The sequence below is a fragment of the Paraglaciecola aestuariivivens genome, assembly GCF_052983255.1.
Genome location: NZ_JBRKBA010000016.1, coordinates 1 through 26,885, shown reverse-complemented (window position 1 = coordinate 26,885; position 26,885 = coordinate 1). Strand labels below are relative to the sequence as shown.

The 26,885-nt window shown below is 40.3% G+C and carries 22 protein-coding genes, 4 tRNA genes and 1 rRNA gene; 23 read left to right on the top strand and 4 right to left on the bottom strand.

All coding sequences use genetic code 11. The annotated features are described in order from the left end of the window. Positions 1 to 75 (top strand): 5S ribosomal RNA (rrf, locus tag ACVCDT_RS16160); the annotation flags it as partial. A gap of 148 nt (positions 76 to 223) precedes the next feature. Here rrf and wecC read toward each other — a convergent pair. From wecC to ACVCDT_RS16140, 4 genes are all read right to left on the bottom strand, one after another. Then, positions 224 to 1,468: a UDP-N-acetyl-D-mannosamine dehydrogenase gene (gene wecC / locus ACVCDT_RS16155; RefSeq protein ID WP_447133827.1), complete on the bottom strand. Its 1,245-nt coding sequence runs from the start codon at positions 1,466 to 1,468 to the stop codon at positions 224 to 226. A gap of 12 nt (positions 1,469 to 1,480) precedes the next feature. Continuing rightward, a complete protein-coding gene (wecB, locus tag ACVCDT_RS16150) occupies positions 1,481 to 2,605 on the bottom strand; it encodes a non-hydrolyzing UDP-N-acetylglucosamine 2-epimerase (RefSeq protein ID WP_447133826.1) in 1,125 nt (374 codons plus the stop codon). Between the two features lie 134 nt (positions 2,606 to 2,739). Further along, positions 2,740 to 3,915 carry a nucleotidyltransferase family protein gene (locus tag ACVCDT_RS16145; RefSeq protein WP_447133825.1) on the bottom strand — a complete coding sequence of 392 codons (1,176 nt, stop codon included), beginning with the start codon at positions 3,913 to 3,915 and terminating at the stop codon, positions 2,740 to 2,742. Next, a complete protein-coding gene (locus tag ACVCDT_RS16140; RefSeq protein WP_447133824.1) occupies positions 3,915 to 5,075 on the bottom strand; it encodes a hypothetical protein in 1,161 nt (386 codons plus the stop codon). The genes ACVCDT_RS16145 and ACVCDT_RS16140 overlap by 1 nt, the downstream gene beginning before the upstream one ends. Positions 5,076 to 5,575: 500 nt before the next feature. Here ACVCDT_RS16140 and ACVCDT_RS16135 point away from each other — a divergent pair, with 500 nt between their 5' ends. The 22 genes from ACVCDT_RS16135 to ACVCDT_RS16030 form a co-directional block, all read left to right on the top strand. After that, entirely contained in the window at positions 5,576 to 6,760 is a 1,185-nt protein-coding gene (locus tag ACVCDT_RS16135) for an oligosaccharide flippase family protein (RefSeq protein ID WP_447133823.1), read from the top strand. Next, entirely contained in the window at positions 6,753 to 7,961 is a 1,209-nt protein-coding gene (locus tag ACVCDT_RS16130; RefSeq protein WP_447133822.1) for an O-antigen ligase family protein, read from the top strand. The genes ACVCDT_RS16135 and ACVCDT_RS16130 overlap by 8 nt, the downstream gene beginning before the upstream one ends. Beyond that, on the top strand, positions 7,958 to 9,001 hold the full coding sequence (locus tag ACVCDT_RS16125; RefSeq protein ID WP_447133821.1) for a glycosyltransferase family 4 protein: 1,044 nt from the start codon (positions 7,958 to 7,960) through the stop codon (positions 8,999 to 9,001). Before ACVCDT_RS16130 ends, ACVCDT_RS16125 begins: the two co-directional genes overlap by 4 nt. A gap of 19 nt (positions 9,002 to 9,020) precedes the next feature. Beyond that, complete coding sequence (locus ACVCDT_RS16120) at positions 9,021 to 9,995, top strand: glycosyltransferase family protein (protein WP_447133820.1); 975 nt, start codon at positions 9,021 to 9,023, stop codon at positions 9,993 to 9,995. A gap of 11 nt (positions 9,996 to 10,006) precedes the next feature. After that, the gene (locus ACVCDT_RS16115; protein WP_447133819.1) at positions 10,007 to 12,142 is read left to right on the top strand and encodes a bi-domain-containing oxidoreductase; all 2,136 of its coding nucleotides are present in this window, start codon (positions 10,007 to 10,009) and stop codon (positions 12,140 to 12,142) included. A gap of 2 nt (positions 12,143 to 12,144) precedes the next feature. Beyond that, positions 12,145 to 13,968 (top strand): heparinase II/III family protein, encoded by a 1,824-nt coding sequence (locus tag ACVCDT_RS16110; protein ID WP_447133818.1) that lies wholly within the window; start codon positions 12,145 to 12,147, stop codon positions 13,966 to 13,968. Between the two features lies 1 nt (position 13,969). Further along, entirely contained in the window at positions 13,970 to 15,193 is a 1,224-nt protein-coding gene (locus ACVCDT_RS16105; protein ID WP_447133817.1) for a glycosyltransferase family 4 protein, read from the top strand. Continuing rightward, entirely contained in the window at positions 15,190 to 15,780 is a 591-nt protein-coding gene (locus ACVCDT_RS16100) for a sugar transferase (protein WP_447133816.1), read from the top strand. The genes ACVCDT_RS16105 and ACVCDT_RS16100 overlap by 4 nt, the downstream gene beginning before the upstream one ends. Beyond that, on the top strand, positions 15,767 to 16,414 hold the full coding sequence (locus tag ACVCDT_RS16095) for an acetyltransferase (RefSeq protein WP_447133815.1): 648 nt from the start codon (positions 15,767 to 15,769) through the stop codon (positions 16,412 to 16,414). The genes ACVCDT_RS16100 and ACVCDT_RS16095 overlap by 14 nt, the downstream gene beginning before the upstream one ends. A gap of 27 nt (positions 16,415 to 16,441) precedes the next feature. Next, complete coding sequence (locus ACVCDT_RS16090; RefSeq protein ID WP_447133814.1) at positions 16,442 to 17,617, top strand: DegT/DnrJ/EryC1/StrS family aminotransferase; 1,176 nt, start codon at positions 16,442 to 16,444, stop codon at positions 17,615 to 17,617. An 11-nt stretch (positions 17,618 to 17,628) separates the two neighbouring features. Next, the gene (locus ACVCDT_RS16085) at positions 17,629 to 19,479 is read left to right on the top strand and encodes a polysaccharide biosynthesis protein (RefSeq protein ID WP_447133813.1); all 1,851 of its coding nucleotides are present in this window, start codon (positions 17,629 to 17,631) and stop codon (positions 19,477 to 19,479) included. A gap of 146 nt (positions 19,480 to 19,625) precedes the next feature. Next, complete coding sequence (locus tag ACVCDT_RS16080) at positions 19,626 to 20,822, top strand: hypothetical protein (protein WP_447133812.1); 1,197 nt, start codon at positions 19,626 to 19,628, stop codon at positions 20,820 to 20,822. A 26-nt stretch (positions 20,823 to 20,848) separates the two neighbouring features. Further along, entirely contained in the window at positions 20,849 to 21,331 is a 483-nt protein-coding gene (locus ACVCDT_RS16075; RefSeq protein WP_447133811.1) for a polysaccharide biosynthesis/export family protein, read from the top strand. 1 nt (position 21,332) lies between these two features. Next, a complete protein-coding gene (locus ACVCDT_RS16070; protein ID WP_447133810.1) occupies positions 21,333 to 23,441 on the top strand; it encodes a GumC family protein in 2,109 nt (702 codons plus the stop codon). A 70-nt stretch (positions 23,442 to 23,511) separates the two neighbouring features. Next, positions 23,512 to 24,507 carry a UDP-N-acetylmuramate dehydrogenase gene (murB, locus tag ACVCDT_RS16065; RefSeq protein ID WP_447133809.1) on the top strand — a complete coding sequence of 332 codons (996 nt, stop codon included), beginning with the start codon at positions 23,512 to 23,514 and terminating at the stop codon, positions 24,505 to 24,507. Beyond that, positions 24,504 to 25,478, top strand: coding sequence for a bifunctional biotin--[acetyl-CoA-carboxylase] ligase/biotin operon repressor BirA (gene birA / locus ACVCDT_RS16060; protein ID WP_447133808.1), 975 nt, complete (start codon positions 24,504 to 24,506; stop codon positions 25,476 to 25,478). Before murB ends, birA begins: the two co-directional genes overlap by 4 nt. After that, positions 25,462 to 26,181 carry a type III pantothenate kinase gene (locus ACVCDT_RS16055; protein ID WP_447133807.1) on the top strand — a complete coding sequence of 240 codons (720 nt, stop codon included), beginning with the start codon at positions 25,462 to 25,464 and terminating at the stop codon, positions 26,179 to 26,181. The genes birA and ACVCDT_RS16055 overlap by 17 nt, the downstream gene beginning before the upstream one ends. A gap of 162 nt (positions 26,182 to 26,343) precedes the next feature. Then, positions 26,344 to 26,419 (top strand) — tRNA-Thr (locus ACVCDT_RS16050). 9 nt (positions 26,420 to 26,428) lie between these two features. After that, positions 26,429 to 26,513 (top strand) — tRNA-Tyr (locus ACVCDT_RS16045). 34 nt (positions 26,514 to 26,547) lie between these two features. Beyond that, positions 26,548 to 26,622, top strand: a tRNA-Gly gene (locus ACVCDT_RS16040). A 7-nt stretch (positions 26,623 to 26,629) separates the two neighbouring features. Next, positions 26,630 to 26,705, top strand: a tRNA-Thr gene (locus tag ACVCDT_RS16035). A gap of 58 nt (positions 26,706 to 26,763) precedes the next feature. After that, positions 26,764 to 26,885, top strand: a 122-nt coding sequence (locus tag ACVCDT_RS16030) for a GTP-binding protein (protein WP_447133455.1), incomplete at its 3' end; no start/stop codon positions are given.

Below are 26,885 nucleotides of genomic sequence, written 5' to 3'. Positions count from 1 at the left end.
GAACTCAGAAGTGAAACGTATTAGCGGCGATGGTAGTTTGGGGTTTCCCCATGCGAGAGTAGCACACCGTCAGACTCCCATTCTAAGAAAGGGCTAACCGAAAGGTTGGCCCTTTTTTTTATGTCTAAAATTTAGCATGAGCAGTTTTTAGAATTGCTTCAAGGCATAAAAAAAAAGCGTTCTTTAGAACGCTTTTGTATATTTTTGAAAGGAATTTTAATCACTAAAATCGATTAAAAATACCTCTGGTGTCTACCACAACTTTTGAATTTATATCGGGATTGCTTAAGGCTTTAAATGGCTTGTGATCGACTAGTCCGACTAAAACGTTAGCTTGTTCTAATGCATCTTTTAAGCTTAGCAATTCAACTCCGGCGTCTTTTAACTTTGTGGGGAGTTCTGTGATATTTGGTTCTACTGCTACTACTCTTCCTACATTGGATTGAGCTAGTTTGAGGGTAATATCTAATGCTGGGCTTTCACGCAAATCATCAATATCAGCTTTAAAGGCTAGACCTAAACATGCAATCACAGGCTTTTTAAATTGATCTGCAGCATCGCTAACTTGTTTAATAACATAATGAGGTTTAGCGTCGTTTATTTCCCTTGCTGCCCTGATCATCCGTGCTTCGTTAGGGGCAGAGTCCACTATAAACCAAGGATCTACAGCTATACAATGGCCGCCTACTCCAGGACCAGGGTTTAGGATATTGACTCTAGGATGGCGATTAGCTAAGGGAATAAGCTCCCACACATTAATTTTTAACTTATCTGAGATTAAAGAAAGTTCGTTAGCAAACGCAATATTCACATCACGAAAAGAGTTTTCGGTTAACTTAGCTAATTCAGCTGTTCTTGAATTAGTAGTTATACATTCGCCTCTAACAAAGGTTTTGTATAGTTCAATAGCCTGTTCGCTACATTTAGTCGTCATACCACCGATAATTCGGTCATTTGAAACTAGTTCTTCTAACACTCGGCCAGGCAATACTCGTTCTGGACAATGAGCGACTTGAATATCAGCGGCCTCAGCTGCGTCTTGTGGAAACGAAAGGTCGGGTCGAAGCTCTGCTAACCAATCGGCTAATTGCTCGGTAGCTCCAACAGGAGAAGTAGATTCAAGAATAACCAAATTACCTTTTTCTAAAACCGGCGCTATTGTTTTTGCCGCACTATGGATAAAACTTAAATCAGGTTTATGATTGTCTTTAAAAGGGGTAGGAACGGCAATCATAAAAGCATCTGCGGGTTCGGCAACTAAGGTAGCTCTAAACTTTCCAAGGGCAACGGCGGCTTGTACTAACATGTCTAAATCTGGCTCTACTATATGTACTTTGCCCTGATTTATAGTGTTGACGGCTTTTTCCGATACATCCACGCCAACAACTTCAATGCCTCTTGAGGCAATAACTGCGGCTGTAGGTAGCCCAATGTAACCTAAGCCTATTACTGAAACTTTCTTAAACATGGTGGTTTATCTCTACTTTGAAAAAATAATATCGGCAATTCGTTTGCAGGCTTGGCCATCACCATAGGGATTATGAGCCACAGACATAATTTTATATGCGTTCTGGTCGTCTAGCAGTTTATTGGCCTGCTCAACTATATAATCTAAATCTGTGCCTACTAATTTAACTGTTCCAGCCTCTATAGCCTCAGGTCTTTCTGTGGTGTCTCGCATGACTAAAACGGGCTTACCTAATGACGGAGCTTCCTCTTGAACACCGCCTGAATCGGTCAGGATCAAGTAACTTTGGCTCATTAAATATACAAAAGGTAAATAGTCTAGTGGGCTGATTAAGTGCACATTACTTACGCTACCAAGAATACGTTCTACAGGCTCTTTTACATTAGGGTTTAAATGTACTGGGTAGACTACTTGAACATCATCTCTGGCTGCGAGCGCTTTTAATGCATAACAAATTCGCTCAAAACCTTCACCAAAACTTTCGCGCCTATGGCCTGTAATTAAAATTAACTTTTTGCTTCGGTCTATAAAGGTAAATTGCTCAGCTAAGCTTTGGTTTAAACTCGCGTTGGTATCAATTTTCTCTGCAACTTGTATTAATGCATCTATTACCGTGTTGCCAGTGACAAATATTTGCTCTGCAGCGACGTTTTCTTTTAATAGATTACTTTGGCTTTTTTCAGTAGGAGCAAAATGGAGTTCGGTAATGCAACCGCTTAACTTACGGTTTACTTCTTCTGGCCAAGGACTATATATATCACCGGTTCTTAACCCAGCTTCAACATGGCCGACGGGAATTTTTTGGTAAAATGCGGCAAGTGAAGCTGAAAAGGTAGTAGTGGTATCGCCGTGAACTAAGACCAAATCGGGTTGCGCTTGTTGGTATACATCGCGCAAACCTAATAAGGCTTTGGTTGTTATATCGAATAAATCTTGCCCGGGTTGCATGAGGTTTAAATCAAAATCAGGGGTGAGCTCAAATAAATCTAACACTTGGTCCAACATTTCTCTGTGTTGAGCAGTGACGCAGACTTGTACCTCAATATTGGCACGTGATTTTAACTCTAAGGCTAATGGCGCCATTTTTATCGCTTCTGGTCGTGTTCCAAATACCAGTAATACTTTTTTGAATTTCATATTTTAGCTAGCCTTTAAAGACTTATTATTATTATCAGTTGATTATGCCACAAGGCATTACTGATGGCGAAAATCGACTTTTACCCTGTAATTTATGTTTATTTAGCCACTTATTCTATTTAAATTATCTCTGTTTAGCGTTTTATATTTTTTTGCTTAAAAAGTTTTTTAGCTAGATAAAAGCTTACTAATCTAAGATGTCTTATCCCATGTTTTAACCTACCTGTTATTAATGGAAATGTGCCATTTTCGCCATATAAGTTAACTATGGTGTGGCTAGAGTAACCTTGTATAAATTGGCTAAATTTTTGTAAGTTAGATTCTGCTTGGTGTAATTGAGCAGCATTGTTAACACACTTTAAATAATGAGTATGAGTGGCCTCTGTTTGCCAAGTGCTGATATAGATTGGCAGGTCAAATAATCGATTAGCTTGATACACCACAGATCTTAATTCTTCAATATGCTGAGTATCTCTAAAGCGCTTCTCTATCGTTTTCCAACAAATTTGAGAATTAAATTTATTGACTATTAAGTAGAAATTCACCAATTGGCGTAGATCTAGATAAGCCTCTTTGAATCTCTGATCTTGCAATTCACTATGCGCAATACAGTGGATAACTTGCTGAGTTGGATGTAATTGTTTTACCGATATTTTGCTATCTAAAGCTAAAGTGGTGGCAGTATTGAATGCCTCATCGCAGTCTAATAAATGGCGTATTGAATTCACCAATGGTTGGCGGTGTAACTCAATATAACATGGCCCATTTGGTCTTATAGCAGGTGGCGCATGATGAAATGCGCTGGTATAGATAGTCATCTCATCGTGCTCAAATTGGTAGTGATGCGAACTTAATGTTTGAATACCAAGCTTGAGTTTATTATTAGGTAGCAATATATCGATATCAGCCATGTATCGACTACCAATTGGCTCAGAAATACCATTAAACAGAGTGGCGGCACCTTTTAATAAGACAAGATCTTGAGTAATGGGGGCTAACAAAGTGCATACATTTAGCACTTCTTGTTTAATGGCTAATGAGCGCTTTTGGTATAACTCTTCAATCTGAGTTAAATAGTTCCTTAACTCTGAGGGTAAGTCAGGCCAAAAAGTCTGTTTTTTAAGTTGGTTAGCTAAATGACCCAACAACCAAAAGTGATTAGCCAAGGCAATGATGTTGAGGTAATGAGATTCGTCTTTTAGCCGAGCAAGTTGTGCTTGAGAAAAGCATCTTTTCTTAGTTAGCCAGCAGGCTAAATCTAAAAAGGTCTGCTCATTAATTTCGGGCGTAAAATCGTTAGCTATAGACATTATGGCGTCTCATCCAGCCATGTTTTTACTTGATCACTATGGCTATAAGTGATGCTTGCCCTGCTACTTTGTTGTAAAAAATCTATGAACTCTTCTAATTTATTTGAACTTAGTTCAAAGCCTAGTTGATAACCGCTATTGGTTAACTGCCCAATTGTATCAATAATGCTTAAGTAAGTGACTTTTGCCTTAGGTAAGGCAGAGTTACTATAGTTGGGTAGAATTAAAAACGTTTGAGCCTGTCGACTGCTTTGCGCTTGCGCAAAATGGGTAGGCCACAGGTATTTTAACTTACGTCCGTCTAGCCTATGCCAAATTTTAGCCTTAGCAAGTTCAGGATGTTTTTTGGTCACCACTGGCCAACTGCCAGATTTAATCGCTATAGGTAACCCAATAGTGCAAGGAGTGAGTTGTTGATCTAGCGCTATCATTTCATCTGAATAAAGATGATTGTTTGAATCGCACAATAGTGCACTTAGGGTTGATTTTCCTACTCCAGATTGGCCCGGTAACAGTAAGTTTCCCTTTGCAGTAGCTAAAGCCGCACCATGGAAGCAAAAGCTATAATCACTTTTTTGAAAGGCTAACACCTGCATTCTATCTATTACTAAAGGAATGACTTCACGATAGTCAGTGCATTGTTCAACTAATAATTCATTGATATAGATTAGGTAGTCATTGTTACTTTGCTCAATATTGACTTCAAAATCTGAACTATTAAGAGGTTGCAAACATGGGGCTAATATTTCAGCCAAATCTTTTAATAGTTCAGCATGGCCTTTAAACGAAAAACTGCTGTTGGCAATTTTGCAGGCAAGTAGCTGAGTTGCAGAAGTTTGTGCAGAGGTATTACTTAGCAGGGCTTTAAGTTCGGGGTATTGCCCGTCTGCATAACTGATATCTTTATTAGAGGAGGTAAAAACAGATTTAATCTGTAAATAAAACTGGGTTAATTCGGTTTTATCTAATTCGGTATTATTTGCCAATTGATTTAGAATTTGTGTTTGGCTTTTACCCTCATCTAACATCAATACAATAACTACGGCAGCTGCGGTTAAGCTATACAAACTGGCAGTTTGTTGATTAAACAACAGGCCTGTATCATTTTCTAAATATAATAATAAATTGGCATGTTTTAATTTGAGTTTAGTGAGAGACATTAATTTAAGCGTTACCCTAATACATGGATGGATAAGCTGTGGCAGAGTGTATGAAGATCTTTAAAGCCAATCCTTCAACGACAGCTTTTACTTCCGTTTCCTCTACAAGATCTAGGTGCGGCTGATGTGCTAGGGCTCATTAAAACTGTCATAGCAACAGGTGTAACCATAGCAAGCTTGCCAAATTGATTTAAAAAATCTCGTCGCGATTGTGATTCGCTGGTTTTGTTAGCGGATTCATCAGTAATAGACTGTGAATTTGACATCTTCTACCCCTCTAAATATGACAAGCACACTATACCTTTAGCTTGGTCTTTATCATAGTCAGACAGGCTACTTCTCAAAAAAATTAGACTAAAGTATTACAAAATACCCTTAAAAATAATTTTTAGAGACAAATCACTGCGTAATTGCGAATATAGCCGCACTATAGACACAGTTTATTGCATAATAAGCTCAGTAAAGTATTTGACTATTATAATAAAAAGGAAATACATAAAGTGGTGGTTCGAAGCCTAGGAGCTATTGAAGCTGCAGCCCGAGGGTGTAATTGGTTTGGGTATGTACTGCTTCCATTGTGGTTAAGTCCTAGCCAATTTGGTGCGTTTTCCTTTTTGTTGGCATTGGTTTTGTTAGTGTCTGCCTTGGGTACGGCTGGCCAAGACCGCGTCATTTTACGTTATATCTCCGCAAAAGCCGTCACTCAAAACCCCGGTCTTATTAGTACTGCTTTTATCACTTGTTTGGTCTGCACCTTATTTTCATTTAGCTTGACTTATTATGTTCTGGATTGGCTGGATATGAAATCTAGCTTGGCCATCGACTATAAGTGGGTGCTGCTATGGGGCGTAGCACAAAGTTTGTATATGTTACTGATAGCATTATGTCGAAGCTTAGATAGGCACTTTTATTTTGTGATCTTAAGAATGGTATACGGGGTGACAAAGTTGGTTTTGCTTATCTTGATTGCCATGACCACTACAAATGTCGCTTATTTAATCATGCTTGAAGTGAGCTTGTTGCTGGTAGTGATTTGTGTGGCTTTAGTAGGCTTACGCCACTATTTTGTTTGGCCAAGTGCATGGAATATATGGCAAAAAGCATGGCTATTTGGTTTGCCTTTAATCTTGCATATTTTAGCCGGTGCATCATTAGGGCAGCTCGACAAATTAATGATTGCAAATATGCTAAATTCGGCAATGTTAGGCATGTATGCCTTTATTAATTCTATTGCAGGTGGGGTCTTTTTTATATTTGCCGTCATCAACGTGATGTATGAAGCAAAAGTATACCAGTTGGGTGTGTCGATTGAGGCAGAAAAGCTTTTATCTAAAATGTTTCGTTTATCAATGCTTAGTGCGGCAATAGCCTTACTATTTGTTAATTTGAGCCTTGCAGAAATACTAACTTGGGTGCAAAAACAGCATTATTATCACTTTGAAACTATAGTGATCCTGTCTATTGCATATTTAATTTATCCGCTGTACTTACAAGCTAATATTCGTTTTGCGTTAAAAGAAAAAACTCAAGTCATCCCCATCATGACTGGCACAGCCGCCATAGCTAATGTCATATTTAATTTAGTCTTGATCCCAATTTACGGCATAGTGGGTGCAGCTATTAGTACGCTTTTAGCTTATATCATTTTAGTGACGCTAGCACAGTGGGCATCTAGACGTGTTTAATTTAAAACCCAAATCTTTACTCGCCTATTTTGCCCCTTGGTACATAGCCATAGGGCCAGTGTATTGGTTTTTATTTTTACCGCCTTCAATTTTTAATCTAGCTAAATATGCGTTTGCTGGATTAATCATTGTGTCTGCGTTTTATTTTGGGGCAAACGAATGGTTTAGAGATCGTCAGTTTATTCGCGGAAGTGGTGTAAACCTAATTATGGGGATTGTGTTTTTAAGTTTACCCGCCATGTACTTTAGCCAAAGTGAGTTATCAGTTGGTATTTTAAGCCGTTACTTTTTGCTTATGGGGTTATTAATTTCTATTTACTGGCTAAGTAAAGAACCAGGTTTTTTACAACGTGTTCCAGTCGCTATTGCTTGCGTCATGATCCCTTTGTGTTTAGTTACAGTGTTAGACTTTATGCTCAATTTAGGCTTGCCATCTATTGATGGTTACAATCGACTTTATGCTACTGGGTTTTCTACCTCCAGAACTCAGTGGTCAGGTGGGTTAGTGAGTTTAGGCATCTTTATGGCTTGGTGCTTTATATTAACTAAACAAAAAATACGTTTTGTGTTTTTAATCGCATTTTTGATGATTTTTCTTTCTCAAATTTCCAGTGGTGGCCGAGGCGGTACCTTAGCAGGCTTGCTCGGGGTTATTGCTTTGTTATTTTATTATAAAAAGTACAGTTTAATTTTTAGTGGCATATTGGCCGCCATGGCTTTTGTGCTGAGTTTTAAAGAGAGGCTGATTTCACACTTGCGATTTGATCGCTTAGAAGCAGGGGCTAATGCCACCTCGGACTTCTCTTCAGGGCGATTAGAGCAATATGGATTGGCCTTTGACCTTATTGATACACCCTTAAAGTTATTGTTTGGACTAGGTCCAAAAGGTTATGAAACTAGCTTTGTGAACATGGGCATAGATTTCGAAATTCATAACGTATGGCTGCGATTATTTATTGAATACGGCATTTTTGTACCTGTATTTATTTTGATGTTTTTTTTCGCCACTATGTGGTCGGCATTAAAAGAGAATCAAAACAATAAAGAAGCCATGGGATTAGTCATTATCTTACTCGCTGGCATGTTTACTACTTTGGTTGAACCTAATGCGATTATTTTTAGTTATCAAAATTATTTGTGTTGGTGGTTAATTTTTATCGTGCTTAAACGAGACGCGGTGCAAGGATTTATAAGAGCATGAAGGTTTTATTTTTACAAAATGTATTATTTGATTATCGCGTGCCATTTTATAACAGTTTGGCCCAGCGTGGTTATCAAATTACCGTGTTGCATTCAGGACAAAAAACCAATTTAGCCTGCGAATTTGAAGAGTGTATAGTGCCAGTTAAGTCCATTGGACCTTTGTATTTTCAACAAAATAGACCCAAATTAAATCAATACCAAGTTGTTATAGCTATGTTTGATCTACACTGGCCAGCGAATGCTTGGTTAGCACTTTTTGCTCGATCTTTTAGGTTAATATTTTGGGGCCATGGATTAGGCAAGAATACACTGACTAATCGCGTACGTATTGCTTTAGCCAATAAAGCCGATGCAACTGTGCTTTATACTCAACAAGGTTGCCAAGCCATGCTTGATTTAGGCCTAAAGAAAAGCCTTGCCTATATAGCAAACAATACAGTCGAAGTAAGCAATCACCAACAAAAGCCGGGTCAGGGTAACAGCTTTTTATTTGTTGGTAGACTTCAGACCCGCAAGCGCATTGATTTGGTGATGCAGGCTTTTGCCAAACTGCTTGAAAAAGTACCAGATCAGGCTTTGCAATTAGTGATAGTAGGCACTGGAGATATTCAACAACAACTGGTCGATTTGGCTAAAAAGTTAAACATCCAAGAGCAGACAAAGTTTTTAGGTGAGATCAGCGATAACACTATTCTTAAGCCTATATTCCACCAAGCCATTGCTTATGTCTCGCCTGGCCATTTGGGTTTAGGCCTAAATCATGCGCTAGCCTTTGGTGTGCCAATTATTTCAAACTCTCAGGTTAAACATGCCCCTGAAGTTGCAGTGCTTAACCCCAACAATAGTTTGATGATTGATGGACAACAAGATCAAGAGTGTGTCTCGCAATTATGTGAAAAAATGCTGATGTTAGTTGCAGATCCATTATTAGCCAAACGCATGTCTGAACAAAGCTACGCAGATTATGTTGGGCATTGCAGTATGGAGCGCATGGTGGATGGATTTGTGCAAGCCATAGAAGGGCGCAAACAGCTATGATGTTAGGCGAGGCAAACTGGTGAGCAATACCATTATTATCAATGCTAGCGCTGCTAAATATGGTGGCGCCAAAACCATAGTTGATTCTTTTGTAGCTTGGATACAAGCCAATGACAGTCAGTCGCAATTTATATTGCTATGCCCTGAATCACCAGAGAGGTTACCGAGTAATGTAACCTTTGTTAAAAAACATACTGCAGGTATGTGGACCTGGTTGTTTTCTTGTTTCGGCATAATTGGGTACTGCGTGAAATACCGGGCCAGCCATTGTATATCTTTTAACAATGTGAATTTATTGCTACCCCTTTGTAGGCGCATTACCTATTTTCATCAAGCTAAAGTGTTTAGTGAAAAGTCATTAAGGTTTAGGTTAATTGGTTTGGCTATAATGCTGTTACGCGGTTCGACTATAGTCTTGCAATCTCCTTTGATTAAACAAAGGTTTATTCAGTTTTTTTCTGCTCACTATAAACTGTTGGTGAAATGGCCAGGCATTACACCTGAACCTCCATTGCCAGTAAATCAACCCGATCAAATTAAAGCAGACAAGCAAAAATTAGTACTCTGGCCAGTAACCGATCCCAGTGTATGGCAAAAAAATCAAGAATGGTTTGTGCAAAATCAGGCTTGGTTAAGCACCAATAACATACAATTGCTGGTTACTGCTAACAATACCGCGGGGATCCCAAATGCTAAGGCATTAGGGCAATTGAGCCGGGCGCAATTGTTTGATTATTACGCCAAAGTCGATGCGGTATTAATTGTTTCTATAGAAGAAACCTTATGTTTACCTATATTTGAAGCCGCAAGTGTGGGGGCGCAGGTATGGGTATTAAATCAAGCCTATATTAGGGCGATTGAAGCATGGCGTGGCTTGCCTAAAACTGTACAGTTATTTAATCAGGCAGATGAAATCCAACTGTCATTAACCAAACAAAGCGAATTAAAATCAACCTCCAGTGACTACTATCAAGCAGACTGGCAAATATACTAAGAATAATAAAAATGAAACAACTGATTCAATATTTAGACTCGGGTAATACCGAAATCATCAAAGCACCTAAACCTCAAGTTAAGTCAGGGCACATTCTGATTGAATCTAGCTGCAGTTTAATTTCTGCGGGTACCGAACGTATGTTGTTAAATTTTAGCAAAGGGTCGTATTTGCAAAAAGCTAAACAACAACCGGAAAAAGTTAAACAAGTACTCGATAAAGTTAAAACCGATGGGTTACTTACCACTTATGATGCAGTGAAAAGCAAACTTAGCGAACCTATTGCTTTAGGTTATTGCAATGTGGGCAAAGTCTTTGAAGTTGGGCAAGACACAGCTGGGCTGCAAGTTGGCGATAGGGTCATATCAAATGGTCCACATGCCGAAATTGTACGAGTAGCAAAAAACTTATGCGCCAAAATTCCAGATAATGTAGATGATGAATCTGCCGCTTTTACTGTCTTGGCGGCCATTGCTTTGCAAGGCATTCGCTTAGCTAAGCCTAGTATAGGTGAATCGGTAGTGGTCACAGGAGCAGGGTTAATTGGCTTAATGGCGATTCAGTTATTACGTGCCAACGGATGCAGAGTATTAGCCATAGATTTTGACCAACAAAAGTTAGCCTTAGCTCAAGCTTTTGGTGCGCAAGTTTGCAATCCAGCCTTAGGCGAAGATCCTGTTGAAGCTGGTAAAGCATTTTCTCGTGGTCGTGGGGTAGACGCGGTCATAATTACCGCATCAACTCAGTCCAGTGATCCTGTTAGTCAAGCCGCTAATATGTGTAGACAAAGAGGGCGCATTATTTTAGTTGGGGTGACAGGCTTAACCTTAAATCGAGCTGAGTTTTACGAGAAAGAATTGAGTTTTCAAGTGTCTTGTTCTTATGGACCAGGGCGTTATGATGCTAATTATGAAGAAAAAGGACAAGACTATCCTTTAGGCTTTGTCAGATGGACAGAGCAGCGAAATTTTGAAGCCGTTTTAGATATGATGTCTATGGGGCAGCTTGATGTATCGAGTTTAATTTCGCATAGATATATATTTTCAGAGGCCCCTAAAGCTTATCAAACGCTCACCCAAGACCCGCAAACATTAGGCATAATATTGCAATATTCAGCGGCCGAAGACGCTGATAAATTCACAGAATCAGTGGCGCTACAAGCCAACTTAAAGTTTGACGCTGCCGGCCCTGTGGTGGGGTTTATTGGGGCTGGAAATTATGCATCCAGAATGTTGATACCGGCGTTTAAATCTGCCAATGCGCAACTTCATACTCTGGCTACTTCTGGTGGCACTAGTGCAGTAGTGCATGGTGAGAAAAACAACTTTGCTCATGCCACCACAGACACACAGGCCATGCTTGCTAATCCTGAGATCAATACAGTAGCAGTAGTGACACGGCATAACAGTCATGCAGGGTTTGTATGTAGTGCGTTAGAGCAAGGTAAAAATGTTTTTGTAGAAAAACCTTTAGCTATTAATTATCAACAACTTGAACAAGTTGATCAGGCTTATAAACAACAAGCTAAAGAGCACACTGCCAGACTCATGGTTGGGTTTAATCGAAGGTTTTCACCGCATATAGTTAAAATGTGCTCGCTATTGCAAGGCTCAGTGCAAGCTAAGTCTATTATCATAACAGTTAATGCTGGCGTTATTCCTCAAGATCACTGGACCCAAGACCCTGACATTGGCGGAGGTCGAATCATTGGTGAGGCCTGTCATTTTATCGATTTAATGCGATTTTTAATTGGTCGGCCTATTACTCATGTAAGTGCTAGATGCCTAGAAAATACAGAAGGGCAGAAGCAAGACGATGTCACCACTATTCAATTAGGCTTTGCCGATGGCTCTATTGGCAGTATTCATTATTTTGCCAATGGTTCTAGCGCTTACCCTAAAGAAAGGGTTGAAGTATTTGCAGGTGAAAAAATCTTGCAACTAGATAATTTTAGAAAACTCACAGGTTTTGGCTTTAAAGGCTTTAAAAAGCTCAATTTGTGGCAGCAAGATAAAGGTCACAAGGCCTGTGCTCAAGCCTTTATCCGTGCTATTGCCGACGGCCAGCCATCGCCAATTTCTTATGAAGAGCTGTATGAAGTGGCAAAAGTCACCTTAGATGCTGCTAGCCAACTTGCGTCTCAATAGCCATGTCTGTGTTAGTAAAACTTTCTACCTACAGGCGCCTAGGTTTAGCTAATGTAGCGCGGGTTGCTTGGTATAGCTTTAGGCTTAAAATTGGCTGGTTTAAACGCACACAGACCATAGCGCAGCCTGTTCAAGGGGAATTTTTTGAACCTTTGTCGAAAGCTAAGCTAGAAAGCTTAAGTAAAAAGTATGCAGATTTTCAATTATTAGAATCACCGCTACTTTTTGGTTGGATAGCGTTACCCACTAACACTTTGCCCAATTGGCATAAGTCGGTTTTAACCAAACAAGTTCTGCCATGTAACAAACAACACTGGAGTGACATCTCTGATTTTAGTTCTGGGGTAGGCGACATTAAAGGGATCTGGGAAGTGTCTCGTTTCCAATGGTCCTTGTTATTTACCCAGAGATACTTGCAAGAGCAACAAATTTATTCGTTAGCACAACTTAACCAATGGCTAAATGATTGGGCTCAACATAATCCTGCAAATCAGGGAGTTAATTGGAAGTGCGCGCAAGAGGTGTCGTTACGGGTTTTACATTTGGCCGCCTGCGCTCTATTAATGCAGCAAAAAACGCCCACTCCTAGCACGGTTAAATTAATCTCACAGCACTTAACTCGAATTATGCCCACTTTAGGCTATGCCAAAGCACAAGATAATAACCATGGCACCAGTGAAGCCGCGGCGCTTTATATTGGTGGAAGTTGGCTGTTAAGGCACAACCCGCAAAATCAACAAGCCAAAAAGTGGCAAAAATTAGGGCGTCGTTATTTATCCGAAAGAGTTAACCGCTTAATTTTAGCCGATGGCAGTTTTAGTCAATATTCTTGTACTTACCATAGATTACTCTTAGATAGCTTAAACTTAGTTGAATTGTGGCGAGACTTTTTAGGCTTGCCGATTTTTTCAGAGCCTTATATTAAACGCGTGCAACAAGCTATTTTTTGGCTTGAGGCTATGGTTAATCCAGAGTCTGGCGACGCACCCAATTTAGGGGCAAATGATGGCGCCCATATTTTAAATTTTGCCAACACTGGCTATCGAGACTTCAGACCTACCTTAGCCTTAAGTAACCTACTGTTTAATCAACGTTTAGTTTATCCAAATCAAAGCACTAGCTGGTTAGCTCAGTTATTTAATTTGAGCGCTAGCGCAAGCCATGTACAGCAACAAAGTTGGCATTTTTCAGATGGCGGATTTAGCACCTTAGCTGCATCACAAAGCTGGTGTTTGTTACGCATTCCTAAATATCGCTTTAGGCCAAGTCAGGCAGACTGTTTGCATTTAGATCTGTGGGTAAATAATCAAAACGTTTTACTCGATGGCGGCAGTTACAATTACAATTCAGAACAAAAGTGGTTAGATTATTTTTCTGGCATTGCCTCGCATAATTCTGTGCAATTTGACCATCAACAGCCTATGCCAAAGATTTCGCGCTTTTTATATGGTCAATGGCCACAGGCTAGCTTAATCGAGCAAAGTGCCAATAGCGTCACAGCCGAATACCGCACTTATCAAAACGCCCTGCATAATAGACAAGTAAAAATACTAGATAAATCGATAGTGATTACTGACACACTTTCAGGTTCATTTAAGCATGCTTGTTTAAGATGGCGCTTGTTTGAACAAGATTGGCAAGTAGAAAAGCACAGTGTTTTTAGTGACGATTTTAGGGTTTCAGTAGAAGCCACTGATAACATCTCAAGTTTTACCTTGGCAGAAGGCTTCGAATCCAGATATTATGGTAAAAAGACCCCAATTTTTGTGTTAGAAATTGGGGTGAAAAAAAGCATGCAAATAAAAACAACAATAAGCTGGCAATAACATGCATATCTTGTATTTTCACCAACACTTTTCGACTCCGAGTGGGGCGACGGGTACCCGTTCTTATGAAATGGCTAAAAAGCTCATTTCAAAAGGGCATAAAGTCACTATGGTTTGTGGTTCATATAATGTTGGCGCCACTGGACTAAGCAATAAGTTTATTAATGGCCGCCGAGAAGGTGAAGTAGATGGCATTTATGTCATAGAGTTCGATTTAAGCTATGCCAATACCGATGGCTTTATAACCCGAACGTGGCAGTTTTTAAAATTTGCTTATCAAAGTGTCAAAATTGCCCTCAAGCAAGACTACGATCTGCTCTTTGCCACGTCCACGCCATTAACTGCATCTATCCCCGGCATCTTTGCCAAATTATTTAGACGTAAACCCTTTGTCTTCGAAGTTCGTGATTTGTGGCCTGAATTGCCCAAAGCCATGGGGGTCATTAAAAATCCTGTGATTTTAACTGCTATGTCTGTGTTAGAAAAAGTCTCTTATGCACAAGCCGATGCCTGCATAGGCTTATCACCAGGTATAGTAGAAGGTATTAAACGCAGAAGTCGTACTAGCTTACCTGTAAGTTTAATTCCTAATGGTTGTGACATTGACTTATTTGCAACCCAAGCCGAGCCCTATGAATTTCCTTTTGAAGTGGCTAAAGGTCAACTTGTTGCATGCTTTACCGGCGCCCATGGTTTAGCCAATGGCTTAGATAAAATATTAGATGCAGCTCAAGAATTAAAACATCGACAAGATACGCAAATAATCTTTGTATTTGTTGGCGAAGGCAGTGTTAAAGCCGGTCTTATTGAGCGAGCAAATAAACAAAACTTAGATAATTGTGTGTTTTTAAATGCTATTCCTAAACATCAGTTAGTTGGACTATTGCAGCGCGCAGATCTTGGGCTAATGACCTTAGCCAATGTACCGGCTTTTTATTATGGCACTTCACCTAATAAGTTTTTTGATTACATAAGTTGTGGCCTACCTGTATTAAATAATTACCCGGGTTGGCTTGCCGACATGATTAATCAAACTGGATGTGGAGTGGCAGTACCACCAGACGACACTATTGCCATGGCCGATGCTTTGCAAAATATGGCGGCAGATAAACAAAAATTAAAAGAAATGGGGCAAAAAGCTAAACTGCTTGCCTTAGAAAAGTTTGATAGAGACGACCTTTCGGAGCAATTTGCCGACTTTTTAGCGGAGGTAGTAAAAAAATGAAACGCCTGTTTGATTTGATTGTGGCGTTAATTGCCCTGCTTTTATTATTTCCGGTCATTGTGGTTTTATATCTAGTGATAGCCATAAAAATGGGCGTACCAGTCTTTTTTGTGCAGGCTAGGCCAGGTATGAATGGGCGTATATTTAACATGATTAAATTTCGCAGCATGACCAATGCTAAAGATGCTAATGGTCAATTACTGCCAGACGCCGAAAGACTGCCAGCCTTTGGTCAGTGGTTACGCTCAACCAGTTTAGATGAATTACCAGAGTTACTTAACGTGGTTAAAGGTGAAATGAGCTTAGTAGGCCCAAGACCTTTATTAATAGAATATTTAGATAAATATACCCCAGAGCAAGCTCGTAGGCACAAGGTGAGACCTGGAGTGACAGGTTGGGCACAAGTAAATGGTCGCAATGCCTTAACTTGGGAGCAAAAGTTTGAACTTGATATTTGGTATGTGGATAACCGAACCTTTTGCTTAGATATTAAAATTTTATTTATGACAGTTATCCAAGTTTTTAAGCGAGATAATATTTCTCAAGAAGGGCACGCTACCATGGAGAAGTTTAATGGTAGTAAGTAATAACCAACGTCTAGTTATCATTGGTTCTGGTGGTCATGGTAAAGTCGCAGCGGATTGTGCTCAATTAACCAAGCAGTTTAGTGAAATTGTATTTTTAGATGCCTTGTATCCTGAATTAACTTCTGTGGCTAACTGGCAAGTTGTGGGGCATCAAGATCAGTACCTTGATTTTGCTCAAGACAATAGCTGTTTTTTTGTGGCCATAGGCAACAATGCTACCCGTGCCAGTTGGCAACAAATATTACAAAACCAAGGCTGTCAGATTGCCACTTTGGTGCACCCTAAGGCTTGTGTGGCAACTGATGTATCAGTTGGGTTAGGCACCCTGATTTTAGCCGGGGCGGTAGTGAATACTTGCACGCAAGTGGGGGCTGGCAGCATTATAAATACAGGTGCCACAGTAGATCACGATTCTGTATTAGGTACTTTTACTCACCTAGCTCCGGGCGTGAACTTAGCTGGCTGCGTGACTGTAGGCCATCAAACATTTGTAGGTATTGGAAGCGTTGCGATTCAGGGAGTGACTATAGGTCAAAATACTACAGTGGGGGCCGGCTCTACTGTGATTGAAGATCTACCTGCCTATGTTACTGCAGTTGGCACACCTGCCGAAGTGATAAAAAACCATGAATAAACTCCATCCAATACAGAAGGTAACCTTATGTTAAACGGCCCATTTTCTCCTTGGCCATGTTTTGAGGCAGACGAAAAACAGGCAGTGCTAGAGGTTTTAGACTCAAATCGCGTGAATTATTGGACAGGCCAAAAAGGTCGTGAATTCGAACAAAAATTTGCTGAATATTTAGGTTGTAGTCATGCCGTAGCAGTAGCCAATGGTACTGTAGCATTAGACTTAGCCTGGCAAGCCTTGGCATTGCCTAAGGGCAGCGAAGTAATAGTAACCTCTCGCACCTTTATTGCGTCTATTTCTTCTATTGTTTTAACAGGGTTAAAACCGGTTTTTGCCGACATTGATCTTGATTCACAAAATATCACGGCTCAAACCATAGCTGCTCAACTTAGCCCTAATACTTCAGCAATCTTATGTGTGCATTTGGCTGGATGGCCTTGCGAAATGGATGAGATATTAGCTTTAGCCACCGAGCATAATTTAAAGGTGGTAGAAGATTGTGCACAAGCCCATGGCGCTAAATATAAAGGCAAAGCAGTGGGCAGTTTAGGTGATATTGCTGCTTGGTCTTTTTGCCAAGATAAAATTATGAGTACGGCTGGTGAAGGGGGCATGGTCACCACTAATGATCTAAACCTGTGGGAAAAAGTTTGGGCTTTTAAAGATCACGGCAAGTCTTTTTCAACTGTTTACGAAAAAACACATCCACCTGGTTTTAGATGGTTACATGAGTCTTTTGGCACCAATTGGCGTATGACCGAAATTCAAGCGGCAGTAGGGCTAAAACAGCTGGAAAAAATGCCGTCTTGGACTCAAACTCGTCAGCAATATTCCCAACAAATTTTTACAGCCGCGCGCACTTGTTCTGCTTTAAGAGTGCCGGCTATTCCTGATTATATTGAGCACGCTTTTTATAAATGTTATGTCTTTGTTGAACCTCAACAATTAAAACCCGATTGGCATAGAGATAGAATAATTGAGCAAATTAACGCTCTAGGGGTGCCATGTTTCTCTGGCTCTTGTTCAGAAGTGTACAAAGAAAAAGCCTTCGACAATACCGAGTTTAAACCCAAAGCACTTTTGCACCATGCAGTAGAGCTAGGTGAAAACGCCCTAATGTTTTTAGTTCATCCAAGTTTAACCTCAGCAGAAATAACTAAAACCTGCCAAGTGTTAACCCAAGTCATGCAACAAGCATCAATTTAGGATTAACCTTAATGCTGTTTACCCAATTATTTGAGCTGAGTCCGCGAAAAAAGTTATGCATTGCCTTGTTATGGGATTGCGTAGCGTTATTGGTTGCCAGTGTATTTGCGTTTTGGATAAGGCTAGGTATAGCTAGGTGGGACTTTACCGCTATGGATGCTTTAGTCATTGCCATGAATGCGGTATTCGCTCTGACTTTATTGTCGATGTTTGGCCACTATCGTCAAATGATCCGATACATAGGCATGCAAGCCATTCAAGTCGCTTTGTTGGTATTAGGCATTTCAGCATTATTTTTGTTTGCAGCAAAAGTTGCCTTTGAAGTTATGATCCCTGTATCTGTGCCTATCATTTATTGGGCAGTAGCCAGTAGTTTGATTATTGCTCCGCGCTTTTTGATGCAAGCTTCAGCCCAATCACAAAATTATAAAATGCGCGAAAAATGTTTGATTTTTGGCGCGGCAGAAGCAGGGCGTACTTTGGCCCAATCGCTTAAATTGGGTAATGCTTTGCAACCCATAGCCTTTATTGATGATAAAAAACAATATCGCAATAAGCGTATTTTAGGCCTACCAGTATCGCAACGTAAAAAGATCCCCTACTACATCAAACGTTATGGGGTAAGCAAAATGTTGTTGGCAGTGCACAACACCTCAGTGGAGCGGCGTCAGCAATTAATTCAAGAATTAGAGCCTTACGCCATTGAATTGTTGAGTATTCCAAGTATTCAAGACCTCTTAACTGGTAAAAGTAAAATAGATGAACTGCGTGAGATTCGCATTGAAGAATTATTAGGTAGAGAGCCAGTTCCGCCTATTAAACGTTTGTTAGATGTAAATATTCGAGGCAAAAATGTATTGGTCACTGGTGCGGGTGGCTCAATCGGCAGCGAATTATGTCGGCAAATAGTCAAATCTGCTCCTGCAAAATTAATTTTATTTGAGTTGTCAGAATTTAATCTCTACCAAATCGAAAACGAATTAAAAGCACACTACTTTGATATACCTATGGTGCCTATTTTAGCCAGCATTCAAGATACAGAAGTATTAAGAAGTGTGATGCAAGAACACCAAATACAAACCATTTATCATGCTGCTGCTTATAAGCATGTACCTATGGTTGAATCAAACCCATTAGCCGGCATTCGTAATAATGTATTTGGCACTGCAAATGTTGCTTTGGTTGCCGCAGAGTACGATGTGGAAAAGTTTGTTTTGATCAGTACTGATAAAGCGGTAAGGCCAACCAATATAATGGGAGCGACCAAAAGATTCGCCGAACTCTACATTCAAGCCATTGCAGAGTTAAGTTCCAACACTGAATACTCAATTGTTAGGTTTGGCAATGTGCTTGGATCGTCTGGCTCGGTAGTGCCTTTGTTTACTAAACAAATTCAAGCTGGTGGCCCAGTTACAGTCACTCATCCAGATATCACCCGATTTTTTATGACAATTCCCGAAGCCGCGCAACTTGTTATTCAAGCAGGCGCTATGGGAAGCAAAGGTGAAGTCTTTGTTTTGGATATGGGCCAATCAATTAAAATTGTGGATTTAGCACACAAAATGGCTCACCTCATGGGGCATAGTTTAAAAACCCCTGAAATGCCGCATGGCGATATTGAACTACGTTTTAGCGGTTTACGCCCTGGCGAGAAGCTATTTGAAGAATTATTAATTGATGATGCCGATACCACTACAGAGCATGCAAGAATAATGGGCGCTGACGAATCTAAACTGCCTTTTGAAGAGGTGGTTTTGTTATTTGATAAGTTAAATCGATTGTTGATTGAACATGATGCAGCTGGGGCAAAAAAATTACTTCGCGAAGCTCCTTTAGGTTATCAACCATCGCCCAGTGTATAAGCTGAGTTATATACTTTAGCACGGCCTAAACCATATGCAGTTTTAGATATGCCAGTCGCCGCCGATACCCTAGAGTAAGTCTTTTTTAAACAAGGTTAGTAATCTAGCCGTAACAACTAGGTAGCAAGTTAGGCTAATAATAATAAATGAAAATCAGACTTTTAACTTACCCTTTACTCTTTGCAGTATTATTTAGTTGCCAAGCTTTGCGTTCGGCACTTGCTATAGAGCTTATTGATAAAGATGCATCACCTTTAGAGCTTAGTGTATCTAGTACTTATACCGACGATATTAATCCTACTCTAAACAATAAATGGGCAGCTTGGGGAGTGCAGTTGGCTTCCAAAGGTCAATTAGTTTCGGCTTGGGAAGGCGCAGAGTTAAAGTTGGACTATGCAGCAGATTTATCTCGTTATCAATTGCGAGAAACCAACCAACTCATGGAAGAATCACAAAATTTTAATCAGTATAAAGTAGCAGTGCTGACGCGATTTTTTATCAGTTCTGCCTTGCAACTTGATGCTCAATTTCAGCACTTAGATCATACCCAGCCATTTGGTCAAGGGATCTCACAACTTCGCGAAGAGGTATTTAAGGCCGACCGCTTTAAACAAAATAACGCCTCAGTGACTTTGGTTTATGGTCAAGACATAAGCCACAGATATATAGCCCTTAAAGGCTTTAGCAGACAAACTCGTTATCAGGCTATTAATCCTTATTCTCAGTTTTTCAATGTTGACCAACAAGGTGTGGAGCTAGATGTAGCCTACAAAAAATCTAGTGCCAGTAGTTTGCTTTTACGCTTAAGTGCAATAGACGATAATTTTGAGTCAGTGGATAGAGAAGATAGCCAAGTGTTTCAAGCATTAATCGGCATGAAATGGCAACCAAGTGGAAAAACTAGCATGGAAGCACTGCTAGGTATGTTTAAGCGTAATTTAGCCATGGACGAGAGCAGTTCAGGCTTATCTTGGTCACTAGACATTAACACCCAACCCAATGAACGTTGGTTATTTAAACTTAACTCTGCGCGTTTTTCTGGGGTATCGAAAAGTGAAAATACCAGTAACAGCGTTGAGCAAAATTTTGCCTTAGCTGCGGTGTTTAAAGCCTCTGAAAGGTGGCACTTTTCTACCAATCTAAAAGTTGGTCGTACCGAGTTTGATGAAGTAAGTCGAATTAGTGTGTTAAACGAAGCCCGTGCAGATCTGCAACTGGCGCTGAATATTAATTCTTATAATTCAGTAACGTTAAGCCTAGGTAGGCTTGATCAGTCTTATGATGATATTTCGTTTGATATACAGCAAAACGAAGTGAGGTTAGCTTGGCAAGTATCCTTGTAACCGCTTTCTTGGCTTTGCTAATTGGAATGACTTCCCACACAGTTCAGGCTAACACTGACGAATTTGCTATTGGTCCAGGAGACACAATTGTTATTAGCGTCTACAACGAGCCAGATCTCAAGGTTAAAACCTTAGTCGGGCCAAGTGGCGTAGTGAAATTTCCTTTAATAGGGGAGCGCTCAGTTATAGGCAAAACCAGTAAAGCGTTAAGTCAGGAATTAGAGCTTGCCTATTTAGATGGCTATTTGGTTGAACCTAGTGTCACTGTGGTGACTGAGTCCTATCGACCCTTCTTTATTCGTGGAGCAGTGAGTAAATCTGGGGCCTATAAATTTGAATATGATTTAACAGTCGATCAAGCCATTGCCATTGCTGGAGGGTTAAAAGACCGAGCTTCTAAAAAAGACTGGTATGTGATTCGAGGAACAGAAAAACAGCAAGTTAAAGTTAATAAAGATTCTAAAGTCTATCCTGGTGATATCTTGGTGATAGAGGAAAGTCTATTTTAATATGCCTAACTCTACCTATACACAGCCAGATACGACTTTCGATTTAGCCGAGTTACTATATTTTTTATGGTCTAAAAAGTTTCGTATTGCCTTTTTGACTATTTTGATAGCTATGGCTGGTGCCTATCACATATTTAGTCTGCCAAAGATTTATACCGCAAGCAGCACTATTTTGCTGGGGGATGGCGAACAAAGTTTTGGGTTAGGAGGGGTAGTTCCGAATTTTGGCAATGATGGTGATGTAAAGATAGACACCTATATGGAGTTTATTCGTTCACGACAATTTATTGGTCAGGTAGTGGATAAGTTAGACTTGATCTACGACCCAGAATTTAGGCCTCAATCACTGGATGTTAGCCCTGAGTACACCAGAGACCATGCTATTAATGTGTTGCTGAATGGCCTGTCGTTAAATCGTTTGGGTGATACCACTTTACTTAAAGTAACCTTTAATTCAAAAACACCAAGAATTGCTGCCGCAGTAGCCAATGAAATTGGGCCAGCGTTTTTTGCCTTTCAATCCAATATGGGAAAACAAAAAGCCGATGAAACCTCTCAATGGTTAAGCCAACAATTAGACGCCTTACAAACTAAATTAACCACAGCCGAGCAAACCCTACAAAACTTTTTGGTTGATAATAATTTAACCGATATTAGAAGCCAGTTAGATATCTCTAAAGTAGAAATTTCTGGGTTGTTGCAAGAGAGGTTAGCGGTAGAAATAAAACATGCCGAAGTCATGGCAGCGGTCAATCAAGTTGCCTTAGCTGGAGACAATATTCAGGCTCAATTGCAAGTGCCTTGGATCTCGCGCAATCCCATGATGATAAGTTTAAGAAACGCTATTTCAAACCAACAGCAAGCATTTGCACAACTTAGCAAACGTTACAAAAGCAAGCATCATAAATATGTGGCGGCACAAACTCAGTTAGCCACCTTACAAGCCGAACAGGCCAATCTAATTAATGAGCTTAGCGCCGGGTTAAAGCAAGAATTAGACAAGCTGGCATTACGTAAGAAAAATGTTGAACAACACATAGAAGCAGCTAGAAAAGTCCACAATGAGTTGGGTCGTCACGAAATGCAAATAGATAGGTTAAGGCGAGAAGTGGACTCAACCCAAACCTTATATGAAGAGTTTTTAACCCGCTTAAGGGAAACAGAAATTCTAAAAGATTTAGATAATTCTGAACAATTTGCCGTTATAGATGTTGCCTCTGTGCCTGTCGGTCCATCGAAACCTAGAGTTGCCTTGCTTATGGCGCTAATACTTATGTTTGGCTCCCTTGCAAGTAGTGGGTTTTGGTTAGTGCTACATATAGTGAGTGATAAAAAAACACGCTTTACTACTTTATTAAACAAAATGCAGGTGCCAGTGTTGGCGCAATTGCCAAAGCACAAAAAAACTAAACTCAAAAAAGGTGTAGTAACGGCTAACCATAAAGGTAAAAACTTTGCTTATTCTGAATCTATTCGTTCATTGCGCGCTGAAATATCTTATCGCTCTGACACCCCAGAAATGCGCATATTGGGCATTGCTAGAGTCAAAAATGGCAAATCTAAATCATCGGTAGGAATTGATTTAGCAGAATCCTTTGCGCAATTAGAAAAATCTATCGTATTAGATGCAGACATGCGTACCCCTAGTGTGGGTAAATGTTATGACCTAGACGAGAAAGCTCCTGGGCTAACTAACTTTATAGGCAGACGATGCTCATTCAGTGATGCCAGTTACCGTGAAAATGGTAGTCAACTTTCAGTGATGCCTGCAGGGGTGATCCCTTCTGATCCATTGTTATATATTTCTCGCTCTCGTTTTAGCAGTTTTATTAAAAAATTGGGGGTGTTGTTTGAACATGTGATCATCGAAACCCCAGAGGTAAATTTATATAGTGATACTATGATCATTGCTAAAGCAGTTGATGGGCTAATATTGCTCTGTGATTTAGAGGCATGTGATAGTGCAGATCTGCAAGAAGCAGTGCAACGTTTACAAGAATCCAGAGCACCTTTACTTGGTGTAGTATTTGAAAATGTTAAGAACGTAAAAAATAAAATGCCAGGTAGTCATCGTTCCCAAGGCTTTATTAATAAGGTAGTGAACTATTAAATCCGCCCTTGGTGCTGGTAATCGCTCAGATCTTATTTAAAATAAGCACAAATTTTTACAGGCTCATTCAGTGTATTTAGCTCATCTTCATAGTTTTGGTTTAGCATCATCAGCACTAGACTGCATTCGTCTATCTTCAATTCACACTATTCAAGCCACACTCGACTCAGTGAAACATAAGCCTTTTTATATTTTAGCCGAAGGCAGCAACACCATATTTGTCGAGGATTATCAGGGCACCATAATTAAGCCAGAGTTTAAAGGCAAAGAGCTCAGCCAAACCGCAAGTCACTATCAGGTGAAGGTTGGGGCAGGTGAAAATTGGCATGAATTTGTCACTTGGTGTTTGCAACAGCAGATAAATGGCTTAGAGAATTTGGCGTTAATTCCTGGCAGCGTTGGCGCAGCTCCCATACAAAATATTGGGGCCTATGGCGTGGAAGTAGAACAATTTATTCAGCATGTTGATTACTTTGATTTAGTCCAACAAGAGCATAAACAGCTAACTAAAAGTGAATGTCAATTTGGTTACCGCGACAGCATATTTAAAGGCGCGTTAGCTAATCAGGCGCTTATTACAGCCGTCACTTTTGAGATCCCTAAGCAATGGCAAGGGGTAGTGCATTACGGCGAATTGCAAAAGTTACACAATCCATCTGCGCAAGACTTGTTTAACCAAGTAGTTAAAATTAGACAGAGTAAGTTGCCTGATCCTAAACAAATAGGTAATGCGGGCAGTTTTTTTAAAAACCCTAGTATTGAGTTACTGCAATACCAACAGCTGCAAACAGCTTGGCCAACTATGCCTCATTACCCACAACCTCAGGGCAAGGTTAAAATTCCCGCTGCTTGGCTAATTGATCAATTAGGCTTTAAGGGCAAAAAAGTCGGTGGTATAGCCTGTCATCCTAAACAGGCCCTAGTTTTAACTAACGATGGCCATGGCACAGGTGCAGAACTATTAGAGCTAGCTCGTACAATTAAAAATGCAGTCGCAGCAGAATTTGCCATAGATTTAGAACATGAAGTGCGTTTGATTGGTAAAAATGGGCCCATAAGTTTATGAGTCAATCAACAGAGTTAATTCGTGGCACCTTGCTAACTATTCTTGCCGATAACCAATTTCATTCTGGTGAAATACTTGGTGAAAAGCTGGGAATTAGCCGGGCCTCAATTTCAAATCATGTAAAAGTGTTATCAGCCCTTGGGTTAGATATCTATAGTGTTACCGGTAAAGGGTATCGTTTAGCCCAGCCATTAAACTTATTAAAGCTAGAGCTTATTGAACAAGGCTTATCTAAGCCACCCGCCGAGCATATAGAGGTTTTAAATGTCATTGGCTCGACTAATCAATATTTAAAAGACAAGCTAGGAGATTTAGCCCAAGGCCATTGTTGTTTGGCAGAAGCTCAAACCGCGGGACGAGGACGGCATGGGCGCAAATGGGTGTCGCCTTATTCTGCCAGTCTATACCTATCTATGTATTGGTCTTTTGCTGGTGGCTATGCAGCTTTAGGTGGGCTAAGTTTGGCCGTGGGTGTGGCCTTAGTTCAAGCGCTAAATCAACTTGGGATCCAAGATGTGCAATTAAAATGGCCCAATGATATTTATGCACAAGGCAAAAAGTTAGCTGGTGTATTAATTGAAGTTGAAGGCCAAATGGGCAGTGGTTGCGAGGCCATTATAGGGGTGGGGTTAAATGTAGCTTTGCCAGATAAAATTACTGAAATCGACCAAGCATGGACAGATTTAACCCGCATTTGCCAAAATAAAGTGGATCGCAATCAATTAGCAGGTGCCATAATAGAACGCCTAAGAGCCAGTGTTAGCACCTTCGAAGAGCAAGGCTTAGAACCTTTTATTCAAGCTTGGCAAGCCTTAGATGTGTATGCACAGCAAGAGATAAAGTTAATTATGGGTAAGCAAACCATTTATGGAATTAACCGCGGCATTGATGCCACTGGTGCACTATTGCTTGAAACCGAACAGGGTATAAAGGCATTTCATGGCGGAGAAATCAGTGTCAGACCTGCATAAAGCTCTCTTAGTTGATATAGGTAATACTCGGATTAAGTACGCATTAGTGGCTCAGCTCGCTGATTTGCAGCAGGTGTTGTCTTGCCAAGAAGTTAATGAATTAAAAACAAAGCTAACAAAGTGTCATAAAGTGTTGGTGTCCTCGGTTGGGCATCCATTACAAGAGCAGCAACTGGCGCAGCTATGCCAACAGGCTGGCAAACCTTGTGAATTTGTACAAACCCAAGCCAATACACTAGGGGTAAAATCTGCCTACCCAAACTTTGCCACTTTAGGGGTAGACCGCTGGTTAGCCATATTGGCCGCCAATGCGTTAACCTCTTTGCCTGTAGCCGTTATAGACCTAGGTACAGCCAATACTTGTGACATATTGATAGATAAGCAACATAAAGGCGGTTGGATAGCCCCAGGCTTTGAATTAATGCGTGATGTGTTACAACAACAAACTCAAAAAGTTTTTGCCGACCACTCTATTCCCGAAAATTTAACTTTAGGTACCAGCACCCAACAATGTGTTGCATTAGGTTGTTTGGCCGCGCAAAGTGGATTTGTGTTGCAAGCCGACCAATATTTAGCCAGTAGATATCAGCAATATAAAATTTTAATTACAGGCGGTGGGCAAAAAACACTCGATTTACCCGCGGAATTGCCAGTTGAATATTATGTTAATTTAGTTTTGTTAGGACTATTTCAATTAATTTAAATTTTTATTTTTAATTAATCACAGCTGAATTGGTTAACTTTAGGGTAAAAATCCAGCATTCAGACGGTAAATTAAGCAAACGGCATAAAAAAAGCATTTTTTTCAGAATTGCCTCTTGCACACTACAAAATCTTACTCTAGAATCCGCACCCACTTGATGACGCCGACTTAGCTCAGTTGGTAGAGCAACTGACTTGTAATCAGTAGGTCACCAGTTCGACTCCGGTAGTCGGCACCATCAATCTCTGGAGGGGTACCCAAGCGGTCAACGGGATCAGACTGTAAATCTGACGGCTCAGCCTTCGCAGGTTCGAATCCTGCCCCCTCCACCACTTTTTGCTTGAGTGGGTTAGAGAATTAGTTTGTGCGAGCATCGTATAATGGCTATTACCTCAGCCTTCCAAGCTGATGATGTGGGTTCGATTCCCACTGCTCGCTCCAAAACAGTGCTGATATGGCTCAGTTGGTAGAGCGCACCCTTGGTAAGGGTGAGGTCGGCAGTTCGAATCTGCCTATCAGCACCACTTCTCTTCCCCATCTCTATAAAATTTTTATTAATGTATATTTGCTGGGGAATAGACAATGGCAAAAGCAAAGTTTGAACGTACTAAACCGCATGTAAACGTCGGTACTATCGGCCACGTTGACCACGGTAAAACAACATTAACAGCGGCAATTACTACTGTATTGGCTAAAACCTACGG